General features: G+C 70.9%; 9 protein-coding genes. 6 read left to right on the forward strand and 3 right to left on the reverse strand.

Annotated features, from left to right (window positions below; translation table 11 throughout):
* Positions 1-73 precede the first annotated feature (73 nt).
* Positions 74-3,979 carry a DNA-directed RNA polymerase subunit beta' gene (locus CHB98_RS00800; protein ID WP_089303718.1) on the forward strand — a complete coding sequence of 1,302 codons (3,906 nt, stop codon included), beginning with the start codon at positions 74-76 and terminating at the stop codon, positions 3,977-3,979.
* A gap of 195 nt (positions 3,980-4,174) precedes the next feature.
* Here CHB98_RS00800 and CHB98_RS00805 read toward each other — a convergent pair whose 3' ends face one another.
* From CHB98_RS00805 to CHB98_RS00815, 3 genes are all read right to left on the reverse strand, one after another.
* Positions 4,175-5,218: an LLM class F420-dependent oxidoreductase gene (locus CHB98_RS00805; RefSeq protein ID WP_089303719.1), complete on the reverse strand. Its 1,044-nt coding sequence runs from the start codon at positions 5,216-5,218 to the stop codon at positions 4,175-4,177.
* Between the two features lie 79 nt (positions 5,219-5,297).
* On the reverse strand, positions 5,298-5,513 hold the full coding sequence (locus tag CHB98_RS00810) for a hypothetical protein (protein ID WP_089303720.1): 216 nt from the start codon (positions 5,511-5,513) through the stop codon (positions 5,298-5,300).
* Between the two features lie 96 nt (positions 5,514-5,609).
* A complete protein-coding gene (locus tag CHB98_RS00815; protein WP_089303721.1) occupies positions 5,610-6,584 on the reverse strand; it encodes a hypothetical protein in 975 nt (324 codons plus the stop codon).
* 572 nt (positions 6,585-7,156) lie between these two features.
* On the opposite strand from CHB98_RS00815, the gene rpsL reads away from it, so the two are divergent.
* The 5 genes from rpsL to rpsJ all read left to right on the forward strand — a co-directional run bounded on the left by rpsL (position 7,157) and on the right by rpsJ (position 11,902).
* On the forward strand, positions 7,157-7,531 hold the full coding sequence (rpsL, locus tag CHB98_RS00825; RefSeq protein WP_012950487.1) for a 30S ribosomal protein S12: 375 nt from the start codon (positions 7,157-7,159) through the stop codon (positions 7,529-7,531).
* A 1-nt stretch (position 7,532) separates the two neighbouring features.
* Complete coding sequence (gene rpsG, locus CHB98_RS00830; protein WP_012950486.1) at positions 7,533-8,003, forward strand: 30S ribosomal protein S7; 471 nt, start codon at positions 7,533-7,535, stop codon at positions 8,001-8,003.
* Positions 8,004-8,102: 99 nt separating this feature from the next.
* Positions 8,103-10,202, forward strand: coding sequence for an elongation factor G (gene fusA / locus CHB98_RS00835; protein WP_089303723.1), 2,100 nt, complete (start codon positions 8,103-8,105; stop codon positions 10,200-10,202).
* Positions 10,203-10,302: 100 nt separating this feature from the next.
* Positions 10,303-11,496, forward strand: coding sequence for an elongation factor Tu (tuf, locus tag CHB98_RS00840; RefSeq protein WP_089303724.1), 1,194 nt, complete (start codon positions 10,303-10,305; stop codon positions 11,494-11,496).
* 100 nt (positions 11,497-11,596) lie between these two features.
* A complete protein-coding gene (rpsJ, locus tag CHB98_RS00845; protein ID WP_014742859.1) occupies positions 11,597-11,902 on the forward strand; it encodes a 30S ribosomal protein S10 in 306 nt (101 codons plus the stop codon).
* The last annotated feature ends 3 nt before the right edge of the window (positions 11,903-11,905 follow it).

Consider the following 11,905-nt stretch of genomic DNA (forward strand, 5'->3'; position numbering starts at 1 on the left):
GCCCCGGTGCGCCGGGGCCGGCCGGCTCCGACTCCTGACACACATTGAGAACTAGCCCCGGAAAGGGGTCCCCTTGCTCGACGTCAACTTCTTCGACGAGTTGCGCATCGGTCTGGCCAGCGGCGACGACATCCGCCAGTGGTCGCACGGTGAGGTGAAGAAGCCCGAGACCATCAACTACCGGACGCTGCGTCCGGAGAAGGACGGTCTCTTCTGCGAGAAGATCTTCGGTCCCACCCGGGACTGGGAGTGCTACTGCGGCAAGTACAAGCGGGTCCGCTTCAAGGGCATCATCTGCGAGCGCTGCGGCGTCGAGGTGACCCGCGCCAAGGTGCGCCGTGAGCGGATGGGCCACATCGAGCTGGCCGCGCCGGTCACCCACATCTGGTTCTTCAAGGGCGTCCCCTCGCGCCTGGGCTACCTGCTCGACCTGGCGCCCAAGGACCTCGAGAAGATCATCTACTTCGCCGCCTACCTGATCACCTCGGTCGACGACGAGGCGCGCCACCGCGACCTGCCGACCGTCGAGGCCGAGATCAGCGCGGAGAAGTCCAACCTGGAGAACCGCCGGGACGCCGACGTGGAGGCCCGCCAGCAGAAGCTGGAGGCCGACCTCGCCGAGCTGGAGGCCGAGGGCGCCAAGTCCGACGTCCGCCGCAAGGTGCGCGAGGGCGGCGAGCGCGAGATGCGCCAGCTGCGCGACCGCGCCCAGCGGGAGATCGACCGCCTCGAGGAGGTGCTCGACACCTTCCGCAAGCTGGAGGTCAAGCAGCTCATCGCCGACGAGGGCCTCTACCGCGAGCTGCGCGACCGCTTCGGTGAGTACTTCGAGGGCGGCATGGGTGCCGCGGCGCTGCAGAAGCTGCTCGCCGACTTCGACCTCGACGCCGAGGCCGCCTCGCTGCGCGAGACCATCCGCAGCGGCAAGGGCCAGCGCAAGCTGCGGGCCCTCAAGCGGCTGAAGGTCGTCGCGGCGTTCCAGCAGACCCGCAACTCGCCCATGGGCATGGTGCTGGACTGCGTGCCGGTCATCCCGCCGGACCTGCGCCCGATGGTGCAGCTCGACGGTGGCCGCTTCGCCACCAGCGACATGAACGACCTGTACCGCCGGGTCATCAACCGGAACAACCGACTCAAGCGGCTGCTCGACCTCGGCGCGCCCGAGATCATCGTGAACAACGAGAAGCGGATGCTCCAGGAGTCCGTGGACGCGCTGTTCGACAACGGCCGCCGTGGCCGGCCCGTCACCGGCCCGGGCAACCGTCCGCTGAAGTCGCTGTCGGACCTGCTCAAGGGCAAGCAGGGCCGGTTCCGCCAGAACCTGCTGGGCAAGCGCGTCGACTACTCGGGCCGTTCGGTCATCGTCGTCGGCCCGCAGCTGAAGCTGCACCAGTGCGGCCTGCCCAAGCAGATGGCGCTGGAGCTGTTCAAGCCGTTCGTCATGAAGCGGCTGGTCGACCTCAACCACGCGCAGAACATCAAGTCCGCCAAGCGGATGGTCGAGCGCGCCCGTCCCGTGGTCTGGGACGTGCTGGAGGAGGTCATCACCGAGCACCCGGTGCTGCTGAACCGGGCGCCGACGCTGCACCGCCTGGGCATCCAGGCCTTCGAGCCGCAGCTGGTCGAGGGCAAGGCCATCCAGATCCACCCGCTGGTCTGCACCGCGTTCAACGCGGACTTCGACGGCGACCAGATGGCGGTGCACCTGCCGCTGTCGGCGGAGGCGCAGGCCGAGGCCCGGATCCTCATGCTGTCCAGCAACAACATCCTGAGCCCGGCCGACGGTCGCCCGATCACCGCGCCGACCCAGGACATGGTGCTGGGCCTGTACCACCTGACCACCCTGGTGCCCAGCCGGCACGAGGCCGACGGCGGCCAGCCGGCGGCCTACGGTTCCGCCGCCGAGGCGATCATGGCGTTCGACATGGGCGCGCTGGGGCTGCAGGAGCGGGCACTGATCCGCCTCGACGAGGTGTTCGGCGTCGACAACGGCAAGGTCAACGAGCCGTGGGAGCAGCCGGAGGACTGGACCCCCGGTCAGCCGGCGCTGGTCCGCACCAGCCTGGGCCGGGTGCTGTTCAACGAGGCCCTGCCCGAGGACTACCGGTTCGTCAACTACCAGGTGCCGAAGAAGGAGCTCGGGGCGATCGTCAACGACCTCGCCGAGCGCTACCCCAAGGTGCAGGTCGCGGCGACGCTGGACGCGCTGAAGTCCGCCGGCTTCCGGTGGGCCACCCGCTCGGGCGTGACGATCGCCATCGACGACGTCGTCACCCCGCCGGCCAAGCAGGAGATCCTGGACCGGCACGAGGCCGAGGCCCGGCAGATCGAGCGCCAGTACGAGCGCGGCGTCATCACCGACGCCGAGCGGCGTGGCGAGCTGATCGAGATCTGGACCCGCGCGCGGGCCGAGGTCAGCCAGGCGATGGTGGACAACTTTCCGACCACCAACCCGGTCTGGGTCATGGTCAACTCCGGCGCCCGCGGCAACATGATGCAGATCAGCCAGATCGCCGGCATGCGCGGCCTGGTGGCCAACCCGAAGGGCGAGATCATCCCGCGGCCGATCAAGGCCAACTTCCGGGAGGGTCTGTCCGTGCTGGAGTACTTCATCTCCACGCACGGCGCGCGCAAGGGCCTGGCCGACACGGCGCTCCGCACCGCGGACTCCGGCTACCTCACCCGCCGGCTGGTCGACGTCTCCCAGGACGTCATCATCCGCGAGGAGGACTGCGGCACCGAGCGCGGCGTCATCATGCCGATCGCGACCTCGGTCGACGGCGTGCTCACCCGCGACGCGCACGTGGAGACCAGCGTGTACGCCCGCGCCCTGGCCACCGACGTGGTGGCCGAGGACGGCACGCTCATCGCGCAGGCCGGCTCCGACCTGGGTGACGTGCTCATCCAGGCGCTGGTCGACGCCGGCGTCGCGGAGGTCAAGGTCCGCTGCGTCCTGACCTGCGAGTCGCTGCTCGGCACCTGCGCCACCTGCTACGGCCGGTCGCTCGCGACCGGCAAGCTGGTGGACGTCGGCGAGGCGGTCGGCATCATCGCCGCCCAGTCGATCGGCGAGCCCGGCACCCAGCTGACGATGCGCACCTTCCACACCGGTGGTGTCGCGGGTGAGGACATCACCCACGGCCTGCCGCGTGTGGTGGAGCTCTTCGAGGCCCGCGTCCCCAAGGGCAAGGCCCCGATCGCCGAGCTGGCCGGCACCGTCCGCATCGAGGACGGCGAGCAGTTCCGCAAGCTGACGATCACCCCGGACGACGGCTCCGACGAGGTCGTCTACGACAAGCTGTCGCGCCGGTCGCGGCTGCGGGTCGAGGACGGCGCGCACGTCGAGGTCGGCGAGCAGCTCACCGAGGGTGCGGTGGACCCGCACGAGGTGCTGCGGATCATGGGCCCGCGCGAGGTGCAGCTGCACCTGGTCCGCGAGGTCCAGGAGGTCTACCGCAGCCAGGGCGTGTCGATCCACGACAAGCACATCGAGGTGATCATCCGTCAGATGCTCAAGCGGGTGACCATCATCGACTCGGGCGCCACGGAGTTCCTGCCCGGTGCGCTGGTCGAGCGGACCCTGTTCGAGACCGAGAACCGCCGGGTCGTCGCCGAGGGCAACGAGCCGGCCTCGGCCCGCCCGGTGCTCATGGGCATCACCAAGGCCTCGCTCGCGACCGAGTCGTGGCTGTCGGCCGCCTCCTTCCAGGAGACGACCAAGGTGCTCACCGACGCGGCCATCCAGGGCAAGAGCGACAGCCTGCTCGGTCTCAAGGAGAACGTGATCATCGGGAAGCTGATCCCGGCCGGCACGGGCATCAGCCGCTACCGGAACATCACGGTCGAGCCGACCGAGGAGGCCCGCGCCGCCGTCTACACGATGGCCGGGTACGACGACGGGCAGTACTACAGCCCCGACGTCTTCGGTCAGGGCACCGGCGAGGCCGTGCGCCTGGAGGAGTACGACTGGCGGGGCTGAGGAAGGACCCTCGTCCCCCCACGCCTCGCTCGCTCGGCGCGGGCCCCTGACGACGGCCGTTCCAGTAGGTCAGGAGGGCCCCGCAGACCGGCAGGTCTGCGGGGCCCTCCCGTCTCCCACGACAGCTCTGCGGCGGTGTCCCTGCCCTGCGGGTCCGGCAGCACCCGCAGAGCACGAGGAACGCCCGCAGAGCCCTCACCCGTCGGCGATCCTCCGCATGGTCTCGACGGTGCGCAGCCGGCCCTCGGGGGAGTCGTCGAGGGGCTGCAGCAGCAGGGTGGTCACCCCGGCCTCGCGGAAGGCGGCCACCCGCTCGGCCACGTGGGACTCCGGGCCGACCAGCGCGGTGGCGCGCACCAGCTCCTCGGGGACGGCGGCGGCGGCCTCGTCCTTGCGACCGTCGAGGTAGAGGTCCTGCACGGTGCGCGCCTCGTCCTCGTAGCCGTACCGACGGGCCAGGTCGTTGTAGAAGTTCCTCCCGCGCGCGCCCATGCCGCCGATGTAGAGCGCCAGCTGCGGGCGCACGTGGTCCAGCAGCGCGTCGGCGTCCTCCCCGACGGCGACCGGGACGCCCACGGCGATCTGCAGGTCGCCCAGTGCCGGGTCGCGCCGCGACCTCCCCGCGGCCAGGGACTCGCCCCACACGGAGCCGGCCTTCTCCGGGACGAAGAAGATCGGCTCCCAGATCTCGGCGATCTCCGCCGCCAGCTCGACGTTCTTCGGCCCGATCGCGGCGAGCATGACCGGGATGCGGTCGCGGACCGGGGTGTTGATGAGCTTCAGCGGCTTGCCCAGCCCGGTGCCCTGCTCGGGGGGCAGCGGGACGTGGTACTTCGGCCCGTCGTGGACCAGCCGCTCCCGGCGCCACACCTGCCGGCAGATGTCCACGACCTCGCGGGTGCGCTGCAGCGGGGCGTCGTAGGCGACGCCGTGCCAGCCCTCGATCACCTGGGGTCCGGAGGCGCCGAGCCCGAGGGTGAACCGGCCGTCGGACACGAGGTCCAGGCCCGCGGCGGTCATCGCGGTCAGGGCCGGGGTGCGGCTGTAGATGGGCAGGATGGCGCTCATCAGCTCGACCCGCTCGGTCACCGCGGCCAGGTAGCCCAGCTGGCTGACGGCGTCGAAGGTGTAGACCTCCGCGACGGTGGCGAGGTCCAGTCCCGCGGACTCGAGCTGCCGGATCTCGGCCGCCGTCTGGCGGAACCCCCCGCTGTAGCTGGCCTGGATGCCGATGCGCACGTGCACTCCTCGGGTCGCCGGCGCCCTCGTCGGCGCCGCGCCGACCGTATCGAGTGGCGGGGGAGTGGGGGGCCCGGCGTCAGAGGGGGCGGACGACCCCGACGACCTCGGTCACCACGCGGACGCCGTCCACGTCGCCGGGCACCCGCTCCGCGGCGCGCACGTCGGAGAGGTCGACCTTCACCACGTAGCCGCTGTCCCGGCGGGCCAGCCCGACGCCGACGACCCCCGGGTCCGCGGCCAGCCGGGAGCTCAGGGCCCGCTTGGCGGCTCGGGCGGACGCGCGGTCGGTCATGCGCCCATGGTGCCCCCGATCAGGCCGCCGCGACAGTAGGCGGACGCCGCCCCACCCCCGTGGGCCGGGCGGGGGGCGCGGCCGGGACGGCGTCCCTCAGCCGGCGACCCACTGCAGGTCCAGAACGGCCAGCACGGTGGCGAGGGGGTTGGCGAAGGTGACCCCGCCGCCCTCGCGCCCCCCGGTGTCGCTGCCGGCGAACAGCAGGCCGAGCGGTGCCCGGTCCGCGCTGCGCCAGACCACCGACCCGCTGTCGCCGCCGGCGCTGAAGCCGCCTCCGACCCCGTCGATCTCCAGCTGGTCGTCGAAGGTGTACACCGCGTCGTCGTACTGGACGGCCACGCCGTCGACCTCCACCGCGCTGACCCGGCCCACCGTGTGCCCGGTGGTCCGCCCGACCTTCTCCACCCGCTCGTCGGGCTCGACGTCGTCGACCTGCAGCGGGTCGGCCCCCAGCGGGCCGCCGGGGAACCGGCCCGGATCCAGGGGCACCTCGGCGTCGACCACCGCGGCGGCGGCGTCGACCAGGTTGGCCGGCCCGCCCGCGCCGAACCGCTCGACCGCGGCCAGCGTCGCGACGCGGTCGGCCGCCGGGTCCCCGCCGTCGGCCGGGCCCGGCTGCAGCACCGGGTCGCCCACCGCGGCGGTGTCACGGGCGGCCAGCACGTGGTTGTTGGACAGGACCGCCAGCCGGCCGCCGACCCGCACGAAGCCGCCGAGCGTCCCCGCCGTCACCGCCGGGTGGCCCACCGACAGCCCGGGGACCAGCGGCCGGGCGCGCCGCTGCAGCTCCCCGGGGGTGGGGGAGGACAGTGCGTGGACCGGGCCGATGACCCGGACGTCGACCTCGTCGAGCACCGCGTCGTCCAGGCCCGCCAGCAGCACGTCGGCGTCCTCCTTGGCCGCCAGCCGGATGGCCAGGTGGGCGCGGCCGGGACCCACCGGTGCCAGCCCGAGGGCCGGCCGGGCCCACCGCCGGCCCCCGAGGTCGCTGGCGGAGACCGGCCCGGCCGAGCGGGCGAGCCGCGCGGCCAGGTGGGCCTTGAGCTCCCGGGCGAGGTCGACGTGCACGTGTCCTCCGGTGGCGGTGGGTGGGCGTCCTGGTACCGACGGTAGGGCCCGGGTACGACAGTCGCCCGCGTGACCGGGCCTCCGGTCCCGATCGGGTGGTCGTGTCCTCCGACCCGGCGGTGCCCGGCGGAGCCGCTACAGTCGGTCGCCGTACCGCCGGGAGCTCCCCGGGTCCGCCCCGGAACACCACCGCACCCCCGGCAGTTGCACCGCACGTCGACCCCTGCGGACGGTCCCCGTGACCGCCTGCCGGCGTGCTGGACCCGGCTTTGACCGGCCTCCGGAGCGCGGGTATCGTGGTCAGCCGTGCCCAGGGTGCCCTGGGCCTGCTCCCGTTCGCGGTGCGCCTGCCGGCTAGGTGGTGGCGCCGAGTCGCGGGGGGCGACCGATCCGGTTCGAACCACCGGCCGGTCCCGGGGACGGCGACACGCCCGACCGCGGGGGCCGGTGGTGCACCGCGGCCGGACCCGGGTACGACCCCAGCAGGACCGGCACCCCGGGCACGACAGCGCACTTCCAGCAGAGCACCGTCCGCAGTACGACCCAGCGCAGGTAGGAGATCCAGGCCACCCATGCCCACGATCAACCAGCTGGTCCGCAAGGGCCGCGAGGACAAGGTCGAGAAGACCAAGACCCCGGCGCTGAAGGGCTCCCCTCAGCGTCGCGGCGTGTGCACGCGCGTGTACACGACGACGCCGAAGAAGCCGAACTCGGCGCTGCGCAAGGTCGCTCGCGTCCGCCTCACCAGTGGCATCGAGGTGACCGCGTACATCCCGGGTGTCGGCCACAACCTGCAGGAGCACTCGATGGTGCTCGTGCGCGGCGGCCGTGTGAAGGACCTCCCCGGCGTGCGCTACAAGATCATCCGCGGGTCGCTCGACACCCAGGGCGTCCGCAACCGCAAGCAGGCTCGCAGCCGGTACGGCGCGAAGAAGGAGAAGAGCTGACATGCCGCGCAAGGGCCCCGCGCCGCGCCGCCCGCTGGTCGCCGACCCGGTGTACCAGTCGCCGCTGGTGACCCAGCTGGTCAACAAGGTGCTCGTCGACGGCAAGCGCTCGGTCGCCGAGGCGATCGTCTACGGCGCCCTCGAGGGTTGCCGCACCAAGACCGACACCGACCCGGTCGTGACGCTCAAGCGCGCGCTGGACAACGTCAAGCCGGCCCTCGAGGTCCGCAGCCGCCGCGTCGGCGGTGCGACCTACCAGGTGCCGGTCGAGGTCCGTGCCTCGCGCAGCACCACCCTCGGCCTGCGCTGGCTGATCCAGTACAGCCGGGCCCGTCGCGAGAAGACGATGACCGAGCGCCTGATGAACGAGCTGCTCGACGCGAGCAACGGTCTCGGCGCCGCGGTCAAGCGTCGTGAGGACACCCACAAGATGGCCGAGTCGAACAAGGCCTTCGCGCACTACCGCTGGTAGGCGCACCCCGCCGGCGGGAGCCGGCACCCGCGGCCGGCGGGCGAGTCCGGGCCACCCCCGGACGTCCGCACGCGGACCCAGAGCACAGAGGAGTGAGGAATGGCCAGCAACGCGGCCCAGCTCGCCAAGACCCGCAACATCGGGATCATGGCGCACATCGACGCCGGCAAGACCACGACGACCGAGCGCATCCTCTTCTACACCGGTATCAACTACAAGATCGGTGAGGTCCACGACGGCGCGGCCACGATGGACTGGATGGAGCAGGAGCAGGAGCGCGGCATCACCATCACGTCCGCCGCGACGAAGTGCACCTGGAACGGCCACGACATCAACATCATCGACACCCCCGGGCACGTCGACTTCACCGTCGAGGTGGAGCGGTCCCTGCGGGTGCTCGACGGCGCGGTCGCGGTCTACGACGGCGTCGCCGGCGTGGAGCCCCAGACCGAGCAGGTGTGGCGGCAGGCCGAGAAGTACGGCGTCCCGCGGATGTGCTTCGTCAACAAGCTGGACCGCACCGGTGCCAACTTCTTCCGCTGCGTCGACATGATGGTCGAGCGGCTGGCCGCCAACCCCCTGGTGCTGCAGCTGCCCATCGGTGCCGAGGCCGACTTCATCGGCGTCGTCGACCTGGTCCAGATGCGCGCGCTCACCTGGCGCGGGGAGACCAAGATGGGCGAGGACTACGCCATCGAGGAGATCCCGGCCGAGCTCGCCGACCAGGCCGCCGAGTACCGCGAGAAGCTGCTGGAGAACATCGCGGACTTCGACGACGCCCTCATGGAGGCCTACCTCGGCGGCGAGGAGATCTCCGTCGACCGGCTGAAGGCCGCGATCCGCAAGGCGACCATCGCCGCGCAGGTCAACCCGGTCCTCACCGGGACCGCGTTCAAGAACAAGGGCGTGCAGCCCCTCCTGGACGCCGTCGTGGACTACCTGCCGAGCCCGCTGGACGTCGGCGCGATCGTCGGGACGGCCATGGACGGCGAGACCGAGGTCCTGCGGCACGCCGACGAGGACGAGCCGTTCTCCGCGCTGGCCTTCAAGATCCAGACCGACCAGCACCTGGGCAAGCTGACCTACATCCGCGTGTACTCCGGGCGGCTGGACTCCGGGTCCCCGGTGCTCAACAGCACCAAGGACCGCAAGGAGCGGGTCGGCAAGATCTACCAGATGCACGCCAACAAGCGCGAGGAGCGCGCGGGCGTGGGCGCCGGCCAGATCGTCGCGGTCAACGGCATGAAGCAGACGACCACCGGTGACACCCTCTGCGACCCGCAGAAGCCGGTGATCCTGGAGTCGATGACCTTCCCCGCGCCGGTCATCTCCGTCGCCATCGAGCCCAAGACCAAGGGCGACCAGGAGAAGCTGGGCACGGCCATCCAGAAGCTGGCCGAGGAGGACCCGACCTTCCAGGTCCGCCTCGACGAGGAGACCGGCCAGACCGTCATCTCCGGCATGGGCGAGCTGCACCTGGAGATCCTGGTCGACCGCATGCGGCGGGAGTTCCGGGTCGAGGCCAACGTCGGCAAGCCGCAGGTCGCCTACCGCGAGACCATCCGCAAGGCGGTCGAGAAGTACGACTACACGCACAAGAAGCAGACCGGTGGCTCCGGGCAGTTCGCCAAGGTCCAGGTCTCCATCGAGCCGCTCGAGGTGGCCGGGGACGGCCCGACCTACGAGTTCGTCAACGCCGTCACCGGTGGCCGCATCCCGAAGGAGTACATCCCCTCGGTCGACGCGGGCATGCAGGACGCGATGCAGTACGGCATCCTCGCCGGCTACCCGGTCGTGGGCGTCAAGGCCACCCTGCTCGACGGCCAGTACCACGAGGTCGACTCCTCGGAGATGGCCTTCAAGATCGCCGGCTCCATGGTCTTCAAGGAGGCCGCCCGCAAGGCCAGCCCGGCCCTGCTCGAGCCGATGATGGCCGTCGAGGTCGTCACGCCCGAGGACTACATGGGCGACGTCATCGGCGACCTGAACTCCCGGCGCGGCACGATCCAGGCGATGGAGGAGCGCTCCGGCGCCCGCGTCGTCCGGGCCCTGGTGCCGCTCTCGGAGATGTTCGGCTACGTGGGCGACCTGCGCAGCCGCACCCAGGGACGGGCGAGCTACACCATGGTGTTCGACTCGTACGCCGAGGTCCCGCAGAACGTCGCCAAGGAGATCATCGCCAAGGCGACGGGCGAGTAACCGCAACCGTCCGGACGGCGGGCCCCCGGCCCGCCGTCCCCCCAGCGAGCCCACCCCCAGAGTTCGCGCACCACTGCGACACCACGAGGAGAGGAACCCAGTGGCCAAGGCCAAGTTCGAGCGGACCAAGCCGCACGTCAACATCGGCACCATCGGGCACATCGACCACGGCAAGACGACGCTGACCGCGGCGATCACCAAGGTCCTGCACGACAAGTACCCCGACCTCAACGAGGCGTCGGCCTTCGACCAGATCGACAAGGCGCCCGAGGAGAAGGCCCGCGGCATCACGATCTCGATCGCGCACGTGGAGTACCAGACGGAGAACCGTCACTACGCGCACGTCGACTGCCCCGGCCACGCCGACTACATCAAGAACATGATCACCGGTGCGGCGCAGATGGACGGCGCCATCCTGGTGGTCGCGGCGACCGACGGCCCGATGCCGCAGACCAAGGAGCACGTCCTCCTGGCCCGCCAGGTCGGCGTCCCCTACATCGTCGTGGCGCTCAACAAGGCCGACATGGTCGACGACGAGGAGATCCTCGAGCTCGTCGAGCTGGAGGTCCGCGAGCTGCTCAGCGAGTACGAGTTCCCGGGCGACGACGTCCCCGTGGTCCGCGTGTCGGCGCTCAAGGCCCTCGAGGGCGACGCCGAGTGGGGCGACAAGCTCATGGAGCTCATGAACGCGGTCGACACCGCGATCCCCGAGCCCGAGCGCGAGATCGACAAGCCCTTCCTCATGCCCGTCGAGGACGTCTTCACCATCACCGGTCGCGGCACCGTCGTCACCGGTCGCGTGGAGCGCGGCGTCGTCAAGGTGTCGGAGACCATCGAGATCGTCGGCATCCGCCCGAACTCGACCTCCACCACCGTCACCGGCGTCGAGATGTTCCGCAAGCTGCTCGACCAGGGGCAGGCCGGCGACAACGTGGGCCTGCTGCTGCGCGGCATCAAGCGCGAGGACGTCGAGCGCGGCCAGGTCGTCGTGAAGCCGGGCTCGATCACCCCGCACACGAACTTCGAGGGCTCGGTCTACATCCTCTCGAAGGACGAGGGTGGGCGTCACACGCCCTTCTTCAACAACTACCGTCCGCAGTTCTACTTCCGGACCACGGACGTCACCGGCGTCGTGACCCTGCCGGCCGGCACCGAGATGGTCATGCCGGGCGACAACACCGAGATGACGGTCGAGCTGATCCAGCCGATCGCCATGGAGGAGGGCCTGCGGTTCGCCATCCGTGAGGGTGGCCGCACCGTCGGCGCCGGTCGCGTCACCAAGATCCTCAAGTAGTCCCCTGACGGGCGGCGGCCGCTGGTCGGCCGCCGCCCGTCACCGGGTCAGCAGACCCACTCGAACGTTCACACCCGATCGGCAGGAGTAGAAGACAGCGATGGCGGGACAGAAGATCCGCATCCGGCTGAAGGCCTACGACCACGAGGCGATCGACGCCTCGGCGCGGCGCATCGTCGACACGGTGACCAAGACCGGTGCGCGCGTCGTCGGCCCGGTGCCGCTGCCGACGGAGAAGAACGTGTACTGCGTCATCCGCTCGCCGCACAAGTACAAGGACTCGCGCGAGCACTTCGAGATGCGCACGCACAAGCGGCTCATCGACATCCTCGACCCGACGCCGAAGACGGTCGACGCGCTCATGCGCATCGACCTGCCGGCCTCGGTCGACGTCAACATCCAGTAAGGG

Source organism: Geodermatophilus pulveris (assembly GCF_900188375.1).
Classification (GTDB): Bacteria; Actinomycetota; Actinomycetes; order Mycobacteriales; family Geodermatophilaceae; genus Geodermatophilus; species Geodermatophilus pulveris.